Consider the following 18,792-nt stretch of genomic DNA (forward strand, 5'->3'; position numbering starts at 1 on the left):
ACGCGGCAGCTGCCGATAACGGCGAAGTTGTTTTGACGGGGAGGAGTCCCTGTACTATAATTAGAATGTTACGCACAGCAAACAGAGGTGAATAGCGTGTTAGACCGTTTAAAATCGATAGAGGACCGGTACGAAAAATTAAATGAACTATTAAGCGATCCGGAAGTTGTCAACGATCCGAAGAAGCTTAGAGAATATTCGAAAGAACAATCTGATTTACAGGAAACAGTTGAAGTATACAGACGTTATCGGAGCGCGTCGGAACAGCTGAGCGATGCCAAAGCGATGCTTGAGGAAAAGCTGGACTCCGATATGCGCGAGATGGTTAAAGAGGAAATTTCCGAACTGCAGGAAGAAATCGAGTCGCTCACAGACCAGCTGAAGGTATTGCTGATCCCGAAAGATCCGAACGATGACAAAAACGTTATCATGGAAATCCGCGGCGCAGCGGGCGGAGAAGAGGCTGCTTTGTTTGCCGGCAACCTGTACCGCATGTACAGCCGCTACGCAGAGCTCCAAGGCTGGAAAACAGAAGTGATGGAAGCGAATATGACAGGCACAGGCGGATATAAAGAGATCATTTTTATGATCAATGGGAACGGCGCATACTCAAGGCTGAAGTATGAGAACGGCGCACACCGCGTACAGCGCGTTCCAGAGACCGAATCCGGCGGGCGTATCCATACATCCACGGCAACGGTAGCCTGTCTTCCTGAGGCTGAAGAGGTAGAAGTGGATATTCATGAAAAAGACATCCGTGTCGACACCTTCGCGTCGAGCGGTCCGGGAGGGCAAAGCGTCAATACGACGATGTCAGCCGTCCGTCTGACCCACCTTCCGACAGGTGTTGTCGTGTCTTGCCAAGATGAGAAATCTCAGATCAAAAACAAAGAAAAAGCGATGAAAGTTCTGCGCGCGCGAATTTACGATAAATTTCAGCAGGAAGCTCAGGCTGAATATGATCAAAACCGAAAATCCGCAGTCGGAACAGGGGACCGTTCAGAGCGCATCCGCACGTATAACTTTCCGCAAAACCGCGTCACTGATCACCGGATCGGCTTGACGATCCAAAAGCTCGACCAGATCCTTGAAGGCAAGCTTGACGAAGTCATCGACGCGCTGATCGTAGAAGACCAGGCAAGCAAGCTGCAAGAGGCGGAAAGCTGAGATGAAGACGGTATTTGAAGCCCTTAAATGGGCTTCTTCTTATTTGGCCGAAGCGGGAAGAGACCGGAATGCCGCGGAAATTTTGCTGACAGATCAGCTGAACATCGACCGCAGCAAACTGTTGGCAAGCTTCCATGATGTCATATCAGAGTCTGATTTTTCGCGGTTTAAAAAATCTGTCGAGCTTCATCATCAAGGAGTGCCTGTTCAATATATCACCGGAAAAGAATCCTTTTACGGACGGGAATTTTCCGTAAATGAACACATTTTGATTCCGCGTCCTGAAACAGAGGAAGTCGTTGAAGCTGTTCTTTCTGAAGCGGAAAGAGTTTTTCACGGAACAGATCGCCTTAAAGCCGTCGATATCGGTACAGGAAGCGGGGCGATTGCGGTGACTCTTGCGCTTGAGAGCCCGCGTTTTTCCGTCACGGCGACGGATATTTCGGAACAAGCTTTAAGCACGGCAAGACACAACGCTGACCGGCTTGGGGCGAAAGTGGATTTCATCGGCGGCGATTTGCTTGAGCCGCTTATCAAGCGACAGAAGAAAGCTGATGTCATCGTTTCAAATCCACCTTATATATCTGAGGAAGACATGAAGACGCTGTCAGATGTCGTACGTCTTCATGAACCCGCCGGGGCTTTGACGGACGGTGCTGACGGATTGCAGTTTTATAAGCGTTTCATGAAAGAAATTCCATTTGTCATCGCAGATCAGGCACTGGTGGTGTTTGAAATCGGCTGGACTCAGGGGAATGCCGTCAAAGACATGTTTCACCGGTTCTTTCCTGATGCTGACGTACGGGTGAAAAAGGATCTTAATGGAAAAGACCGCATCGTCTGCGCGGTAATTGAGCAACATCGTTAAGGAAACCGCCGGAAATGAAGCGACCCTAAAAAGTTAAAATCTCATGAAGCAGTTGACTGGCATGATTCCGGTATAGTACCAGGTTTCATGCCTTTTAATTTGATCTTGATCCGTTTGTGATTGTAGAGAATCAATATACTATGCGGGTCCTTTTTTGAAATGTTCGACGCTCCAAATTCTTTAAAATAAATGAATTCTGATTTTAAAATGCTAAAAGAAGCTTTCCGCCACCGCATTGCCGTGACAGTTGCCTTTACGGGACATGCTTTGTGTGATGTTTCGTTGTTTTGAACTAAGGCTTTCAACTTTTTTAAGCAGGCATTTTCCATCCGCAGGCGTTCAATTTCCGCTTGGGTCCCTTCGTCTGATCCTTCTTCATAGGTAAACTCCGCTTTTTAGGGTACCTATTCCTCCGGTTTCAAGCTGTTTCACGGATAGATGTCCCATTTTCGAGTGAAGTACCTTTTGGTTTATCTTCGGCAGAATAGCTTGTATAGGCTTTTTAGACGCGTCTTCTCCATGATATCGGTATTGCGAATCCACCCATGAAAGACACTGTGCGAATTTCCTCAACTGTAAATTTTAAAAACTGCACCTCCAATTGTGAAGTGTGTCTAACAAAAGAGGGGCAGTTCAAATTCCCGGCGGTCTTTTTTGTTAAAAAACAGCAACCGCAGCCATGACCGTTCAGAAGGCCTTCTTTACCGTTTTTTAACAAAAATTTTATCTGAATAAAATAAAAAATAGTTCAAGATTAATATATACCCTAAACAGATTGTCTGATTTTTAATGTAGGAGACAGAGTCACGACATCCCTCTGTAATCCGCTTTCCCCATTTAGGTGGTTTACCATTGCACATACGGCTTTTTGAGCCAGCTCTTCAACAGGTATATCGATTGTCGTGATTTCCGGATCGGTCACCTCACAGATCGATTGATTATCATATCCAAGCACTGCAAGCTGCTTTGGCACTTCATATTGATAATAGCGGGCCCTTTTAATAATTCCTGCGGCCACTTGGTCGTTTCCCGTAAAAATGGCGGTCGGCTTTTCGGACATGTTGTGGATCTGGTCCATAATACGGAAGCCGTCATGAATGGTAAATGCGTGGCTGAACATCCACTTCTCCTGGAAATGTAAACCCGCATCAGACAATGCTTTCATAAACCCTTCTTTTCTCATAATCTGGGCCTTGCTGTGTATCGTGTCACAGCAGAAGGCCATTAAATGATGCCCTTTTTGAATAAAAAGCTCCGTTCCTTTATATCCGGCTTCGAATTCGTCATAGCAGATCACCGGCACGTCCGCTTCGGCGTGGAATTCATTTGCCAAGACCACAGGACCGTATTTGACGTATTTTTTGATGTCTTCCCACTCATTTTCAAGGCTGCATAACATAAGCCCGTCGACTTCTTTCCTCTTGAGCAGCTCCAGTACTTTCAGTTCATTCTGCTTTTGATAAAACGTCTGAAACACAATGACTTTGTATTGGTGTTTCAGTGCTTCAGCGGACACATGCTTCATGAGCTGCGCGAAGAATGGATGGTCCGCGTGAGGGACAGACACTGCGAGAAACATCGTTTTGTTGGATCTGAGCTTTCGTGCAGAGGTGTTCGGAATGTAGTCCAATTTTTCGATGACTTCCAAAACACGCTTCCTTTTTTCTTCAGATACATAAGGATGGTCGTTCAGTACTCTTGAAACAGTTGTTTTTGACACATTACTTAATTTTGCAATTTCGTCAATCGTAGGCATAAAGTCACTTCCTGAAAAAAAGAGTTGTTATGGTATCGATTCCATCATTTAAGATATGTCATGAAATATGACAATTTCCCAAAATAATAAAAATGGGGTGAAATTGATGAAAACCGCAAGCGAAAACATGACTTGCACAAGCAAACAGCTATTTGTCCTTCTGAATGATTTGAAGGAAGGGAAGCACGCTGGTGAATGCCGTATAGACGACACACTGGCTAATCAAAAATTAAAAGAGACATTGCAGCAGGATCAATTCGACTTGACCGCCAATTTGCTAAACAGAATGGATTCTCCGCCCTCCAGAGTTGATTTTATGCCGCTTCATCGACTGATCACAGAAGAAGAAGTAGATGACGTGATTCATGCGGTGAAAGGCGTGCTGCCGACCGGGCAATTTACAAGCGGTTCTTATGTCGGTGTATTTGAAGCTGAAATAGCCGCTCTTTTGAGAAAAAAGCATGTCATGGCTTCCTCCAGCGGAACCGATGCCATGATTGTCGCACTGAAAGCTGCGGGTATTGGACAAGGTGATGAAGTCATTATGCCTGCAAACAGCTTTGCTGCAACGGAAAACGCCGTGCTTGCAGCTGGAGGCACTCCGGTTTTCTGCGATATTGACCCTGTTACATTTTGCATGGATCCTTCTGAACTTGAAGCATGCATCACTTTGAAAACGAAATGCATTTTGCCTGTACACCTTTATGGAAAGCTGCCAGACATGGAAGGCATTGCAAAAATCGCTGATAAATACGGCATCCCGATTATTGAAGACGCCTGCCAGTCGATCGGCGTTTCCGATCTGGGAAAAAACAGCCTTTGCTCCATATTAAGCTTTAATCCGTATAAAAATCTCGGCACTTGCGGAAAAGCAGGCGCAATTGTGACTGATGATCCATCATTTGCATCCGCATGCATGGAATATATGTACCACGGCTTTGAACTGAATCAAAAAAATAAAAAGGCTGCTGATTACGGCTTTAACGCTAAGATTGATAATCTGCAAGCCGCTATTGGACTGGCAAGGATGAAACATCTTTCATTAAATAATCTGAAGCGCTTATATTTAGCAGATCGTTATATTACGCATTTGCAGCAGTATGAAGACAGAGGTCTGATCCAATTGCCTCAAATGACCGATGATCATGTATGGCATTTGTTTACAATTAAAATGATAAGCGGAAATCGAGACCAAGTCAAAGATATGATGCTTAAATTTCATAATGTCCAAACAGATATATACTACCCGATTTTATCCCATCATCAAAACACACCACTTGTAAAAGCCGATTATCAGCATACATCGCTGCCGGTCACTGAATCAGTGCATAAACAAATGCTTCAGCTTCCTCTCTATCCGGGACTCACCGTAGAAGAACAAGACAAAGTAATGGAGGCCTTAATTGATGTCGTATCATGAAACACTTTCTTTTCACACTTTGCAGCAAGTAAACAAGCCGAAGTACGCCGTATTTTGCGATTTTGATGAGACATATTTCGCCCACAGCATCACCGATGAATCGAGGAAAGCGCTCATGGACCTTGAAACATTTATTCATTCGAACCATCTCGATCACAAGATTTTGCTCGGCTGGGTGACCGGGAGCAGCCTGTCATCTGTTCTTGCAAAAATGAAGCGGGGAGGCTTTCGATATCTTCCGCATTTTGTCGCCAGTGACCTTGGCACTGAGATCACGTATTTCTCTGAAGAAGGCCAAGTCTCTGATAAAGATTGGGAAGCCCGATTGCAAGAATCGAATTTCTCCCATGATCTGGTCGAAGAAATCAAGCAGACTCTCTCTAAAAAATATGAGATTGAGCTTGTGCCTCAGACTCAGCATGGTTTTTCCCGCTATAAAATCAACTATTACTATAGATCGTCGGATGAGAACACAGATAAGAGGGCGCTTGAAGCCATCAGACGGCTTGCAAGAGAGCATGAAATAGGAGTAAATATCAATCGCTGCAACCCTTTGGCAGGCGATCCGGAAAACAGCTATGATGTGGACTTTATCCCTTTGCGGACAGGCAAACCGTACATTGTGGATTTTATATTGAATAAATTCGCGATAGAGAGGGAGAATTCATTTGCTTTCGGCGACAGCGGAAACGATGTGGATATGCTTAAAAAAACCGGACATGGTTATCTGGTGGGGAATGCGACAGCAGAAGCAAAGTCGCTCCATTCCCGTATGACAGAAGGCAGCTATACGGCTGGAATTTTAGAAGTGCTAAAAGCCCATATCAAAAGATAAGGAGTGTCCTTAGATGAAAATCGGAATTATTGGAGCCGGTGGAATTGCAAAAGCTCATGCGAAAGCTCTTTCAACAGTCAAAGGTGCCGAGCTTTCCGGGTTTTTTGATATCAACTCGCTTGCCTCGCGCAAATGTGCGTTTGAATATGGAGGAACCGCATTTAACAGTATGCAGGAGCTGTTGAATCAGTCGACGGCAGTCATCGTTTCATCGCCGAACTTTTGCCATAAAGAACATGTGCTTGAAGCGATGGCCGCAGGTAAGTATGTATTGTGTGAAAAACCGATGGCTGTCTCAATGGAGGAAGCGGAGGAGATGAAAAACAGGGCGTCTCAATCTGCTTATATTCCGATCATGGGCTTCAATTACCGCCATCTTACATTTGTTCAGCGCCTAAAAGATATGCTATCCGGCAATGAACTTGGAGATATCTTGTCCATCAATGTCCATTTTAAGAAAAACAGCGCCTTGAGAAGAAAAAAATATACTTGGCGCGATCATTCGAAAAGCAATAAAACGAGCGGGGCATTAGGAGATTTGGGTGTGCATTTAATCGATCTCATTCTTTATTTGTTCGACAGCCCGTTTAAACTGGACAGTTTAAAAGTCAAAATGATGACGGTCGTCAAAGAAAAAGAACAAAAACAGGTATATGTTGATGATCATTCTGAAGTATACGGCCAGCTTGAAAATCATGTGTTTGTCAATATGATTACGTCAAAATGCACAAAAGCGGATGAGTGCGGCTTTAGCATCGAGGTCAATGGCCAAAACGGCGTATTCTACTATCATTCACGGCAGAAAAATCAGTTTTTGCTGAGGACCGGATTGACGGAGCAGATGATAACAATGCCGGACACGTGGCTGACAGACCCTGAAAATGAATTTTACGGATGGGCCGATTCCTTCAGAGTTCAGCTGATTCAATGGATGAACGGAATTCGGGATCGCAATTTCGCACCTCTTGCCACTTTTGATGATGGATACAAGACGCAGTTCTACTTAAATGAATTTTTCAATAAAGGTCAGCAGCTGTCCCTTTCAAAACAAGCAAACTAGCATTGCGAAAAGCCCTTGCCGGCCGTGCCAATAGCCGCAAGGGTTTTATGGTCTGCAACGAAGGAGTGAGTCTAATGAAAAAAATATTTCTATTCGGCTGTTCGTTTTATTTTCTCGTAGGGGTTATCCATATCCTGCTGGGGAGCCTGTCACCTTATATCATTCAAGAATATCACCGGGATGTTCATGATCTATCCTTCCTGATCTTTTTCCAATTCACCGGTTTTCTAATCGGTGTCCTGCTTGCGCCGATATTTGTCAGGCGCACCTCTCATGCGGCTGTATTGACGTTTGGCCTTCTTCTTATTCTCGTAACGCTTTTAGGCGTGTTCCTTTTTGATATGTTCATCTTTTTTGTCATCATGGGGTTTTTGCTCGGCTTTGGCGCCGGTACTTTAGAAACGACGATGGGAGCGTATGTGATTGCCCAAGATAAAAATGCGAAGGGGATGAATATTTTAGAGGTTTTTTTCGGATTGGGCGCTTTGCTGTTTCCTTTTCTGATTTATATCCTTACGGAACGATATGCCTGGCATTTCCCCTTGTATGCTTTATTTATCTTCGTTTTTGTGCTTGCGTGTATGTGGGTGGTTTATTTGTGCAGAAAAACCCCTGACACTGCTTCCGGTCAAATGACTTATCAGGAAAAACCGACTGTGTCAGCCATATTTGAAACCGGAAGGAAAGAAAAAAGCATTTTCCTTTTTCTCATATTCGCTTTTGTATATGCGGGTATCGAGACCAATTTCGCAAACTTTTTGCCGGCGCTGATGCTGGAAAAAGGAGCAGAAGAAATCAGCGTGATCAGCGTTTCGTTTTTTTGGACGGGAATGGTGTGCGGGCGTTTGTTGACAAGTATTTTTGGCGGACGCTTGACTTCCGTTGCCTTTCTGATCTTCAGTGCCGGAGCCTTGACTGTTTTGCTTTTGATTCTGGCATGGTTTCCGGTTCATCAAACACAGCTGCTCCTCGTATTTTTCATCGGGCTCTCGGCAGCCGGCATTTTTCCGTGCGCCGTCACTCTGGCCTCGTTGGCTGGAAAGCCTTTTACAGAGGAAATCACCAGTCTCTTCATTTCATCCGCAAGTCTGGGAGGAGCGCTTCTTTCATTTTTGATCGGCTGGGCGATTGATGCAAGCGCAGCGGCTGTCTTCCCGTTTCTGCTGTTCGGCGGATTGGGGGGCTTGCTGCTCGTGATCAGCGCGGTGATTTTTTTATCCGGCCTGCAAAAAAACAAGCAGAGCCATTTGGATATGTAGACCTTTTAGGAAGAGATTACAAGCTTAGTAGAATTTTTTTCAGCATCCGTTTAAACCGTTCCATCTTTGACCATAATATTGCTAGAAAAGGTTGAAGAACGGAGAGGAACGGTGGGGAAAATGAAGAAATCAAAATCAAACATTGCCTGTATGTATATTTTTCTTTTATTAATAGGAGCGCTTGCAAATCTCACGACGGAAGAGACGGCCCAATCATCAGACGGGAAGCCTGCCGTGATTCCAGATGAAGCGATTCGGCTGCGGATTTTGGCAAACAGCGACAGCGGGAGCGACCAAAGCGTCAAACGTAAAATCAGGGATGAGGTCAATAAACAAATTACGAAATGGGTGGAAAACCTGACCTCGGTTGAGGAAGCGAGACAAGTCATCAGGTCGAAGCTGCCCGAAATCAAAGAGGTTGCCAAGGATGTTATGAAGCGCGAAAATGTCCGGCAATCCGTGTCTGTCCGTTTTGATCGAGTTTCATTTCCGACAAAGCTATACGGCAATATGGTGTATCCAGCCGGAGAATATGAGGCTGTTTTAATTACATTAGGCAAGGGAGAGGGAGCCAACTGGTGGTGTGTCCTGTTTCCGCCGCTTTGCTTTCTTGATTTTTCCAATGGGGAAGCCGTAAAGTCGCCTGAAGACGAACAAACCGATGCCGGGGAAAACGCCCGGGAAGAAAAAACAGTCGCTGCAGATGAAGCGGTATCTGGCAAAGATAAAGAAGACAAAGAAGTGAAATTTTTTCTTGTCGAATGGATTACCGGGCTTTTTTCTTAAAGGAACCGCCGTGCTTTCGTGCAGGGCGGTTTTTTACTGTTTGTTTTTTCATGATGGTTATTCACGCTTTTGAATATGATATAATTTTCCAAAACGGTTCAGGGAAAATACTGCTTTTCGAATATACACCTTCTGCCCCTTTCTGATGTGTCAATTACATTGCCCGGTAGAAAGAGAAACTGTCTTATCACCAGTACAGAGTTCATTTGCATACTCATTCAAAGCATTAGTTCCTGCTAATCAAAATTGAAAAATGAATTGCCGGCTTTCTTCCAAATCAAAAGGTATATTTTACTGTCGCCCTCATAGATTGGATAGAGAAGTTAAAAAACGGGGTGAAAAGATGTTCTACCAATTGAGGTTAGCGGAAATGAAAGACATGAATGCGATCGAAGCGTTTTTAAAAAAGGCGGGGACAAGCCATAAAGGCATTGAGGAAGCGAAGAGCCAGTTTATCATGATGGAAGACCCTCCCGATGAAATCGTCGCCTGCCTCGGAATGGAGGAATTTGAAAACAAAAAAGGGCTGCTGCGCTCGCTTGTCGTGTCTGACAAGCTCAGCCAGGGCCACATCGTTTCCCTGTTTCAAAGCATGCAGGTATTGTGTGAAAAGCGGGGAATCCAAACCCTGTATTTAGTTGCCAATAAACGAACATCGATGGATTTCCTTGAAGTGCTCGGTTTTAAACAAGCTGCGGCAATTCCGGAAGAGCTTGATGGATCAGAGCATGTTTCAGACTCGTTGAGCGTAAACGGAGCCGTTTTGATGGAGAAAACGTCTAATTAGCCGTTAACTTATACACAGAGATATCCACGGATTCAAAAGCGTTATCCACAAAATGTGGACAACGCTTGTTTTCTTTTTCTTCATCTTTTATACTTTCAACAGGATTTACATGAATGATTAACGTTTTTAGTGTTTTGTTAAGGGAGTTTTGATGTTAATGAAAACAAAAGTATGGACTGTGGATGTAAAACGTGATTTGTCCACAAACTGTCCACAAATTGCACAAGCGGCAAGACTGCTCAAGCAAAATGAAACGGTTGCTTTTCCGACAGAGACGGTTTACGGTCTTGGTGCAAACGCCAAACACAGCGAAGCAGTAGCTAAAATATACGAAGCGAAAGGGCGTCCGAGCGACAATCCGCTCATTGTCCACATCGCTGAAATTGAACAGCTCGGAGAATTTGCAGAGGTTGATTCGCCTCAGGCCGAAATGCTGATGAAGCGTTTTTGGCCCGGACCGCTGACCCTTGTGCTGCCTTGCAGACCCGGGGTGTTATCCACAAAGGTGACGGCGGGGCTCGATACGGTCGCGGTCAGAATGCCTGATCATCCTGTTGCCCTTGAGCTGATTAGACAGGCCGGCGTTCCGGTGGCCGCCCCGAGCGCCAATCTGTCCGGGAAACCGAGTCCGACGAAAGCCGAGCATGTCGTTCACGATTTAAATGGAAGGATTGCAGGTATCGTTGACGGCGGTCCTACAGGAGTAGGGGTTGAATCAACAGTTGTTTCATGCACCGGGGAAATTCCGGTCATTTTGAGGCCGGGCGGCGTCACAAAAGAGCAGCTCGAAGAAGCGGCCGGCTCTGTCTTGATTGACCAGGGCCTCACCGACGAAAAAAAGGCGCCGATGTCTCCTGGGATGAAATATACGCATTATGCACCGGAAGCCCCGCTTGCCATTGTGAACGGAAGCGTTGAAGATATTCAACGGCTGATCGGCCAATATCAGAAAGACGGCATGAAAGTCGGCGTCCTTACGACAGAGGAACGGGCCGGTGCCTATCAGGCGGATGCCGTCCGCATCTGCGGCAGAAGAGACTGTCTTGAAACGGTTGCCGCCGGTTTGTATGACATTCTCCGCAGCTTTGACGAAGAACAGCTCGATTTTATTTTTGCTGAGTCTTTCCCTGAGGAAGGGGTGGGCCGGGCGATTATGAACCGGCTCTTGAAAGCGGCAGGCCATCGCGTAATCGAAGCGTAGCCTAAGCAGGGTTGTTCTATCCGCCTTTGGACGTGCATAAGCTAGAAAAGCTGGCGTGTCCAAGGGGGAATTGCATGAATGTTGATGTGTTAATAGGCGAAATCCTGACGCTCTCGATCATGGCTTTTGCACTCGGCATGGATGCCTTTTCAGTCGGTCTTGGAATGGGAATGGCCAAGCTGAAAAGGAACCAAATCTTTCAAATCGGCGTCATTATTGGATTGTTCCATGTCATCATGCCGCTTGGCGGTATGATTGCGGGACAGTTTCTTTCGGGCGCGCTTGGTGCGCTTGCGGGGTATCTTGGAGGAGCGCTTTTATTGGTGCTGGGCATTCAGATGATTGCCGCATCTTTTAATAAAAGCGGGGAGCAGATCATCTCTCCGCACGGCTTCGGCTTATTCATTTTTGCCGTCGGCGTCAGCCTCGACAGCTTTTCAGTCGGTCTCAGCCTCGGCCTCTACGGGACGAAACCGCTATTAACGATCTTTTTGTTCGGTTTGTTCAGCATGGTGTTAACTTGGGCGGGTCTGCTGCTTGGAAAAAAGGTTCAAACGTGGCTTGGTGCTTACAGCGAAGCGCTCGGAGGAGCCATCCTACTGAGCTTCGGCCTGAAGCTTTTGCTGCCCATTTAATTGAAAGAGGAGAAAATCTTTTTCCCGCTTTGCATAACATAATGAAACTTAGAAAAAGAGGGGAGAGATCCTCTCTTTTTTGATTTCTGGAGCGGATTTTATTATTTTCCGGCTGAATCCTTTATAATATGAACAAAGGAGTGAACAGGATTGAACATACTATTTGTCTGTACTGGAAATACGTGCCGCAGCCCGATGGCGGAAGCGCTTTTTAAATCTGCGGCTGCCGAAAAAAAACTGGATGTCTCCGTCAAATCTGCCGGGTTGTTTGCTCCTGAAAACGGAAAAGCTTCTTTATATGCAGTCGAAGCGCTTTTTGAAAAAAACATCGCTCTGAATCATACATCTTCACAGCTTTCCGAGGAGAAGGTTGAATGGGCGGATCTCGTGTTGACGATGACGGAGCAGCACAAACAGGTGGCAGTACATGAATTTTCAAAGAGCCGAGATAAAATCTATACGCTGAAAGAGTATGTCAAAGGAGAAAGCGGGGACATCATTGACCCGTTCGGCGGATCTCTCAGCGACTATCAAAAAACGAGAGATGAGCTGGAGCAGCTGCTGAAAAAATTGGCAGAAATGCTGGCGGGAAAATCTCGGGAATAGAAGCTAAGGAGCGTTTGCAAATCGAGCGGCAGCGGGTACAATAGACATGATCAATCAGAAATATATAGCGGCTGTATACTGCTTAACGGTCTGCACGAGACTTTTGGCGGCACATCAAACGAGGAGGAGTCATTCCAATGAAAGTAATCATTGCTTCAGATCACGGCGGAATCAATATCAGAAAAGAAATTATGGCATTGATGGATGAATTGAACATCGAATACGAAGATTACGGCTGCGAATGCGGTTCAGGATCTGTGGACTACCCGGATTATGCGTTTCCGGTCGCGCAAAAAGTGGCGGACGGGGAAGCTGACAGAGGCATTTTAATATGCGGAACAGGAATCGGCATGAGCATTTCCGCCAATAAAGTAAAAGGCATCCGCTGCGCCCTTGTCCACGACGTTTTCAGCGCGAAAATGACAAGAGAGCACAATGACACGAATGTTCTTGCGATGGGTGAACGGGTGATCGGCCCTGGTTTAGCGAGAGAGATTGCAAAGGTTTGGCTTACGACTGAGTTTTCAGCCGGGCGGCACGCTGTCCGCATCGGAAAAATCGCCGATTATGAAGACAAGCATGAATAAAGGGTGTCGTCAATCATGAAGAATCTCGAACAAACATGGCGTTCTATATTAGATGAATTTCATCAGCAGGCAAATTTACGCAACGGCCACATCGTCGTCATCGGATGCAGCACAAGCGAGGTGGCCGGAAGGCGAATCGGCACTTCGGGAAGCGGACAAATCGCTGAAGCGGTCTACAAAGGCTTAGAAGAGCTCAGGGATCAAACAGGAGTCGCCCTTGCTTTTCAATGCTGCGAGCATTTAAACAGGGCGTTGGTTGTCGAGGAAGAAACGGCGAAAGCATACCGTCTTCCCGTTGTTTTTGCTGTTCCTGTTCCGAAAGCGGGGGGTTCCATGGCTTCATATGCCTATCAACATATGAAGGCTCCTGTCCTTGTTGAACAAATAGAGGCCGATGCGGGGATCGACATCGGCGACACGTTTATAGGGATGCATTTAAAGCCTGTGGCCGTTCCTGTCCGCGTCTCTCAAAAACAGCTGGGCGAAGCGCATGTGACGCTTGCGCGGACAAGGCCGAAGCTGATTGGAGGCGTCCGCGCCGTCTATGAAGCGGAGTAGCGGAAGAAGCGGGGGGAAGAGCCGGACAGGCTTTTTTTCTTTATTAAAATAATTTTTTGAACAAATGATATGTCGAACTATATGATTTGTCTATTCGTTTAATATTCGGTTTTTCCAATAATAAAAAACGATTTTTAAAAATAATCTCTTACATTTGCATGAAAAACCGTGTACAATGAGATGGTATAATTAACGAAATGGAAACAGATAGGAGAGGATCTCGCTGATGAAACATTTACCTGCGCAAGATGAACAAGTTTTTAGCGCCATTCAAGATGAGCGGAAACGTCAACAGTCGAAGATTGAGCTGATCGCTTCTGAAAACTTTGTAAGCGAAGCGGTTATGGAAGCTCAAGGCTCGGTTTTAACAAATAAATATGCGGAAGGATATCCTGGTAAACGCTACTACGGCGGATGTGAGCATGTAGATGTCGCAGAGGATATCGCGCGCGACCGCGCCAAGCAGATTTTCGGCGCCGAGCACGTCAACGTTCAGCCGCATTCCGGCGCACAAGCGAACATGGCGGTATACTTCACGATTTTAGAGCACGGTGACACCGTATTGGGAATGAACCTTGCTCACGGCGGACATTTAACGCACGGCAGCCCTGTCAACTTCAGCGGTGTTCAGTACAATTTCGTTGAATACGGTGTTGATAAAGAGACGCAGTATATTGACTACGAAGATGTACGTGAAAAAGCGCTTAAACATAAGCCTAAGCTGATCGTGGCCGGGGCAAGCGCGTATCCGCGCACCATCGATTTTAAAAAGTTCCGCGAAATCGCTGATGAAGTCGGAGCCTATGTGATGGTAGACATGGCGCATATCGCCGGACTTGTAGCAGCAGGTCTTCACCCGAATCCTGTTCCTTACTCTGACTTTGTGACGACGACAACTCATAAAACGCTTCGCGGACCGCGCGGCGGCATGATTCTTTGCCGTGAAGAGTTTGCAAAGCAAATCGACAAGTCGATCTTCCCTGGAATTCAAGGCGGACCGTTAATGCACGTGATCGCTGCAAAGGCTGTTTCCTTTGGCGAAGCTTTAAAAGACGAATTCAAAACATACGCCCAAAATGTCATCAATAATGCGAAGCACTTGGCTGAAACATTGAAAAAAGAGGGCATCGAGCTCGTATCAGGCGGAACGGATAACCATCTTGTGCTGGTCGACCTGCGCTCTCTCGGCATGACCGGAAAAGTGGCTGAAAATGTTCTTGATGAAGTCGGCATCACCGTCAACAAAAACGCGATTCCTTATGATCCTGAAAAACCTTTCGTAACAAGCGGAATCCGCGTAGGTACAGCAGCCGTGACAAGCCGCGGCTTTGATCTGGAAGCGATCGAAGAAGTGGGAGCGATCATCGCGCTTGCCCTTAAAAACCATGAAGAAGAAGCGAAGCTGGAAGAAGCAAAACAGCGCGTAGAAGCGCTGACAAGCAAATACCCGTTATATACCGGGCTTGATTACTAAGATATTTGTGCCGCTCCCAAAAGGGGCGGCTTTTTTCATAAAATTGTCTCCTGATTTTTGTTGAAACAAGCTGTTTTTTTATGTAGAATCAATAGAAGTGTGTGAAAAAAAGGAGCTGAAAACGGATATGGGAAAGGTATATGTGTTTGACCACCCTCTTATACAGCATAAGCTTACATACATCCGGGATGTAGAGACCGGAACAAAAGAATTCAGAGAGCTTGTTGATGAGGTTGCAACGCTGATGGCATTTGAGATTACGCGGGACCTGCCGCTGGAGGAAGTGAATGTAGAAACTCCTGTGCAAATGGCAAAGTCAAACGTCATCGCCGGAAAAAAACTCGGGGTTGTTCCGATTCTAAGAGCGGGACTGGGAATGGTAGACGGAATTTTGAAGCTGATTCCCGCTGCAAAAGTCGGACATGTCGGGCTTTACCGTGATCCTGAAACATTGAAGCCTGTTGAATATTATGTCAAGCTTCCATCCGATGTTGAAGAACGCGAATTCATCGTCGTCGATCCGATGCTGGCTACCGGAGGTTCGGCGGTAGAGGCGCTGAACAGCTTGAAGAAACGCGGCGCAAAAAATATCCGTTTTATGTGTCTGATCGCTGCTCCGGAAGGTGTAGACGAAGTTCAGAAGCATCATCCTGATGTTGACATTTACATTGCCGCTTTGGATGAGAAACTAAATGAAAAAGGATATATCGTTCCCGGATTGGGCGACGCCGGAGACCGCATGTTCGGAACGAAATAATGTAAGAAAATCCTGAAAAAGGGTTTTCTTTTTTTGTGTTTTATACCATAATTAAACATGTGTGCGTCTTAAATGGGGCGAATTTGTGAACATTTTGTGAGAGACGCTGTGATTATGAATAGTTTTTTAACTTTAAACAGATTGACACCTCAGGGGGGCTATTGTATGCTAAAATAGGCTATTATGATAAGGTTTTCATAGCGGTTATCATAATGACCAGTCCTCTGTTAAAATCCTTTGAAAACCCCATATTTGCAGGCGACAGACAGATCACCGGCCCGAGAATTTTCGGAGTGTGTGAAGTCTTGAACAGAACACTACGTTCTGTAAAATGGTCAGACCGCCTAGTTTACCGTAATCGTAAGATAGATTTAAAATTTTCACATCAGGAGCGTATTTGATGACCGATGCGAGTCTTTCATTCCGTAGGCAACAAAAATATGTCCTATATATTTTAGCAGTCTGCGTGTTAGGCTATGGATTTCTGCCATTTCAGGCGATTTTTTTAGGCCTGATTACCGGCACTGTTTTCAGCTATTTCAATCTCTGGCTGCTGACCAAAAGGATGCAGGCCTTCGATAAAGCAGTGGCAAAAGGCAAAATGATCCGTTCTCTCGGGACTGCTTCCAGATTGTGCAACGCCATTATCGCGGCGGCCATTGCTTATAAATACCCTGAATATATTCATTTGGCAGGCGTCATTGTGGGGTTGATGACAATTTATCCTGTCATTATGATAGATTCCTTTATCCAGCTAAAACGTTCATCAATGGAAGAGAGGTGAAGACCCTTTGCACGAATCAAGAGTTGTTAACTTTTTAGGCCTTAACTTTGATGTATCAAGTATCTTAATGATTACTGTGACAAGCATCATCGTCTTTCTGATAGCGGTGCTGACCACAAGAACACTTGCGATCCGGCCGACGAAAGCCCAGAACTTTATGGAGTGGATTGTCGACTTTGTTCGCAATATTATCGGCAGCACAATGGATCTTAAAGTCGGCAGAGACTTTCTCGCCCTTGGCATAACCCTGCTGATGTACATATTTGTTGCCAACATGCTCGGCCTTCCGTTTTCCATTACAGTAGGCCATGAATTATGGTGGAAATCCCCGACAGCCGATCCGGCGGTTACTTTAACCCTCGCCGTCATGGTAGTAGGCCTCACTCATTACTACGGAGTGAAAAGAAAAGGGTTGGGGGAGTATACCAAAGATTTCTTCAGACCAATTCCGTATTTAGTGCCGCTCAAAATTATTGAAGAATTTGCGAATACATTAACATTGGGATTGCGTCTTTACGGTAATATTTTCGCCGGCGAAATTCTGCTCGGCCTTCTTGCCGGAATGGCAACCAACTTCTATTCTCAAAGCATTTTCATGGGGCTGGTTGGAACCATTGGAGCGGTTGTGCCGATGATCTTATGGCAGGCGTTCAGCTTGTTCGTAGGTACAATCCAGGCATTCATCTTCACGATGTTAACAATGGTTTACATGTCTCACAAAGTAAGTCATGAACACTAAAAACAAGACATATCCGAAAAGGATAACAATTTAAAGGAGGAACTTTTTCATGAATTTAATAGCAGCTGCAATCGCAATTGGATTAGGTGCACTTGGTGCAGGTATTGGTAACGGACTTATCGTATCACGTACAGTAGAAGGAATCGCACGTCAGCCTGAGGCTGGTAAAGAATTAAGAACGCTTATGTTCATCGGGGTAGCATTGGTTGAGGCCCTTCCGATTATCGCTGTTGTTATCGCGTTCTTAGCATTCTTCGGCTAAAAACTTATATAACTAGTAAAATGGCGAAGATCACTGCAAGAGGCCTTCGCCATTGCTTTATGGTTGCTTGAACTGTCATAACGGCCGGAAGAAACAACCTCTTGAAAAAAGAGGGAGAACATTTTTTCGATGGCCTCGGAGAGATAATCTGCAAGAAGGGAGTTGCCGTATTCGATGTCTTTTTTACCACAGGTTATGGGTGCAGGAGTAGGGTTTAATGCCGGAACAATGCTGTTCCAGCTTGTTGCCATGCTGATTTTGTTAGCGCTCTTGAAGAAATACGCTTTAGGGCCGCTATTAAATATAATGAAAGAGCGTGAAGACTACATTACCGGAGAGATTTCCTCTGCCGAGAAAAAGAATGAAGAAGCGAAGAAGCTCATTGAAGAGCAGCAGGCGCTTTTGAAAGAAGCGCGTGAAGAATCCCATTCTCTGATTGAAAACGCGAAAAAACTGGGAGAACAGCAAAAGGATGAAATCATCAAGGCTGCGCGCCAGGAAGCAGAACGCATGAAAGAATCAGCCAGAAGCGAGATCGTCAAAGAAAGAGACCAGGCTGTCAGCGCGCTGCGCGAGCAGGTTGCATCACTGTCTGTGATGATCGCTTCGAAAGTGATCGAAAAAGAGCTTGACGAACAAGCCCAGGAAAAATTGATCCAAGACTATCTTAAAGAAGTGGGAGAAAGCCGATGAGCCAATCAGCTGTCTCCAAACGCTACGCAGCCGCTTTGTTTGACATTGCCCTTGAATCCAAGAAGGTCAATGAAATAGAAGAAGAGCTGACCGTCGTTAAGAAGATATTTATTGATCATAAAGACCTCAATGCCGTTCTGAGTCATCCTAAAGTGCCCGCTGAAAAGAAAAAGCAGATTTTAAAAGACTCGTTCGGATCTGTTTCGACTGCAGTCTTACATACGCTTTATCTTCTCGTTGACCGCAGCCGCACGTCAATCGTCCCGGATCTCGCGGACGATTATGTAAAAATGGCGAACCGGTTCCGCGGGACGGAAGACGCGATCGTATACTCTGTAAAACCGCTCAGCGAAGAGGAAATTTCCTCTTTTTCTCAAGTGTTTGCAAAAGAAGCAGGCGCCGCTTCACTGCGCGTCAGAAACGAAGTGAATCCGGATCTGATCGGCGGAGTAAAAATCCGCATCGGGAACCGTATTTATGACGGCAGTGTAAGAGGAAAGCTTGACCGGATAGAACGTCAATTAGCAGGCGAAAATCGAAAGAAGGGGTGAAACCTAA

The 18,792-nt window shown here is 45.6% G+C and carries 22 protein-coding genes; 20 read left to right on the plus strand and 2 right to left on the minus strand.

Translation table 11 applies throughout. From position 1 onward, the window contains the following. Nucleotides 1–96: 96 nt before the first annotated feature. Together prfA and prmC are read left to right on the plus strand one after the other, a co-directional pair. Entirely contained in the window at nucleotides 97–1,167 is a 1,071-nt protein-coding gene (prfA, locus tag M1E03_RS02020) for a peptide chain release factor 1 (RefSeq protein WP_020453279.1), read from the plus strand. Between the two features lies 1 nt (nucleotide 1,168). Next, the gene (gene prmC / locus M1E03_RS02025) at nucleotides 1,169–2,035 is read left to right on the plus strand and encodes a peptide chain release factor N(5)-glutamine methyltransferase (protein WP_458110643.1); all 867 of its coding nucleotides are present in this window, start codon (nucleotides 1,169–1,171) and stop codon (nucleotides 2,033–2,035) included. Between the two features lie 41 nt (nucleotides 2,036–2,076). Here the strand turns inward: prmC and M1E03_RS02030 are convergent, their stop codons facing one another. Then, nucleotides 2,077–2,244 carry an IS3 family transposase gene (locus M1E03_RS02030; protein WP_391509848.1) on the minus strand — a complete coding sequence of 56 codons (168 nt, stop codon included), beginning with the start codon at nucleotides 2,242–2,244 and terminating at the stop codon, nucleotides 2,077–2,079. 557 nt (nucleotides 2,245–2,801) lie between these two features. Further along, entirely contained in the window at nucleotides 2,802–3,791 is a 990-nt protein-coding gene (locus M1E03_RS02035) for a LacI family DNA-binding transcriptional regulator (RefSeq protein WP_020453276.1), read from the minus strand. A gap of 106 nt (nucleotides 3,792–3,897) precedes the next feature. Here M1E03_RS02035 and M1E03_RS02040 point away from each other — a divergent pair, with 106 nt between their 5' ends. The 18 genes from M1E03_RS02040 (at nucleotide 3,898) to M1E03_RS02125 (ending at nucleotide 18,785) form a co-directional block, all read left to right on the plus strand. Beyond that, nucleotides 3,898–5,211, plus strand: coding sequence for a DegT/DnrJ/EryC1/StrS family aminotransferase (locus M1E03_RS02040; protein ID WP_035337900.1), 1,314 nt, complete (start codon nucleotides 3,898–3,900; stop codon nucleotides 5,209–5,211). Further along, nucleotides 5,198–6,046 (plus strand): HAD-IIB family hydrolase, encoded by an 849-nt coding sequence (locus tag M1E03_RS02045; RefSeq protein ID WP_025810643.1) that lies wholly within the window; start codon nucleotides 5,198–5,200, stop codon nucleotides 6,044–6,046. The genes M1E03_RS02040 and M1E03_RS02045 overlap by 14 nt, the downstream gene beginning before the upstream one ends. Nucleotides 6,047–6,059: 13 nt before the next feature. Further along, entirely contained in the window at nucleotides 6,060–7,106 is a 1,047-nt protein-coding gene (locus M1E03_RS02050) for a Gfo/Idh/MocA family protein (protein WP_105979544.1), read from the plus strand. A gap of 74 nt (nucleotides 7,107–7,180) precedes the next feature. Continuing rightward, nucleotides 7,181–8,365, plus strand: coding sequence for an MFS transporter (locus M1E03_RS02055; protein WP_095291445.1), 1,185 nt, complete (start codon nucleotides 7,181–7,183; stop codon nucleotides 8,363–8,365). Nucleotides 8,366–8,485: 120 nt separating this feature from the next. Beyond that, on the plus strand, nucleotides 8,486–9,151 hold the full coding sequence (spoIIR, locus tag M1E03_RS02060; protein WP_186439812.1) for a stage II sporulation protein R: 666 nt from the start codon (nucleotides 8,486–8,488) through the stop codon (nucleotides 9,149–9,151). A gap of 343 nt (nucleotides 9,152–9,494) precedes the next feature. Beyond that, nucleotides 9,495–9,938: a GNAT family N-acetyltransferase gene (locus M1E03_RS02065; protein WP_023857076.1), complete on the plus strand. Its 444-nt coding sequence runs from the start codon at nucleotides 9,495–9,497 to the stop codon at nucleotides 9,936–9,938. A 157-nt stretch (nucleotides 9,939–10,095) separates the two neighbouring features. Next, nucleotides 10,096–11,139: an L-threonylcarbamoyladenylate synthase gene (locus M1E03_RS02070; protein WP_186439811.1), complete on the plus strand. Its 1,044-nt coding sequence runs from the start codon at nucleotides 10,096–10,098 to the stop codon at nucleotides 11,137–11,139. 74 nt (nucleotides 11,140–11,213) lie between these two features. Next, nucleotides 11,214–11,774: a manganese efflux pump MntP gene (locus tag M1E03_RS02075; protein ID WP_023857078.1), complete on the plus strand. Its 561-nt coding sequence runs from the start codon at nucleotides 11,214–11,216 to the stop codon at nucleotides 11,772–11,774. A 150-nt stretch (nucleotides 11,775–11,924) separates the two neighbouring features. Continuing rightward, entirely contained in the window at nucleotides 11,925–12,380 is a 456-nt protein-coding gene (locus M1E03_RS02080; protein WP_023857079.1) for a low molecular weight protein arginine phosphatase, read from the plus strand. Between the two features lie 137 nt (nucleotides 12,381–12,517). Beyond that, nucleotides 12,518–12,967, plus strand: a complete 450-nt coding sequence (gene rpiB / locus M1E03_RS02085) for a ribose 5-phosphate isomerase B (protein WP_020453266.1) — start codon at nucleotides 12,518–12,520, stop codon at nucleotides 12,965–12,967. Nucleotides 12,968–12,982: 15 nt separating this feature from the next. Continuing rightward, on the plus strand, nucleotides 12,983–13,525 hold the full coding sequence (locus M1E03_RS02090; RefSeq protein ID WP_105979548.1) for a TIGR01440 family protein: 543 nt from the start codon (nucleotides 12,983–12,985) through the stop codon (nucleotides 13,523–13,525). Between the two features lie 226 nt (nucleotides 13,526–13,751). Beyond that, complete coding sequence (glyA, locus tag M1E03_RS02095) at nucleotides 13,752–14,999, plus strand: serine hydroxymethyltransferase (protein ID WP_020453264.1); 1,248 nt, start codon at nucleotides 13,752–13,754, stop codon at nucleotides 14,997–14,999. Between the two features lie 127 nt (nucleotides 15,000–15,126). After that, nucleotides 15,127–15,756 carry a uracil phosphoribosyltransferase gene (upp, locus tag M1E03_RS02100; protein WP_020453263.1) on the plus strand — a complete coding sequence of 210 codons (630 nt, stop codon included), beginning with the start codon at nucleotides 15,127–15,129 and terminating at the stop codon, nucleotides 15,754–15,756. A 400-nt stretch (nucleotides 15,757–16,156) separates the two neighbouring features. Continuing rightward, entirely contained in the window at nucleotides 16,157–16,540 is a 384-nt protein-coding gene (locus M1E03_RS02105) for an ATP synthase subunit I (RefSeq protein WP_020453262.1), read from the plus strand. Between the two features lie 67 nt (nucleotides 16,541–16,607). Next, a complete protein-coding gene (gene atpB / locus M1E03_RS02110) occupies nucleotides 16,608–17,279 on the plus strand; it encodes a F0F1 ATP synthase subunit A (protein WP_025810648.1) in 672 nt (223 codons plus the stop codon). A 49-nt stretch (nucleotides 17,280–17,328) separates the two neighbouring features. Further along, nucleotides 17,329–17,541 carry a F0F1 ATP synthase subunit C gene (atpE, locus tag M1E03_RS02115; RefSeq protein ID WP_020453260.1) on the plus strand — a complete coding sequence of 71 codons (213 nt, stop codon included), beginning with the start codon at nucleotides 17,329–17,331 and terminating at the stop codon, nucleotides 17,539–17,541. A gap of 174 nt (nucleotides 17,542–17,715) precedes the next feature. Continuing rightward, on the plus strand, nucleotides 17,716–18,234 hold the full coding sequence (gene atpF, locus M1E03_RS02120) for a F0F1 ATP synthase subunit B (RefSeq protein ID WP_020453259.1): 519 nt from the start codon (nucleotides 17,716–17,718) through the stop codon (nucleotides 18,232–18,234). Beyond that, the gene (locus tag M1E03_RS02125) at nucleotides 18,231–18,785 is read left to right on the plus strand and encodes a F0F1 ATP synthase subunit delta (protein WP_020453258.1); all 555 of its coding nucleotides are present in this window, start codon (nucleotides 18,231–18,233) and stop codon (nucleotides 18,783–18,785) included. The genes atpF and M1E03_RS02125 overlap by 4 nt, the downstream gene beginning before the upstream one ends. Nucleotides 18,786–18,792 lie beyond the last annotated feature (7 nt).

Source organism: Bacillus sp. PK6-013 (genome assembly GCF_054161445.1).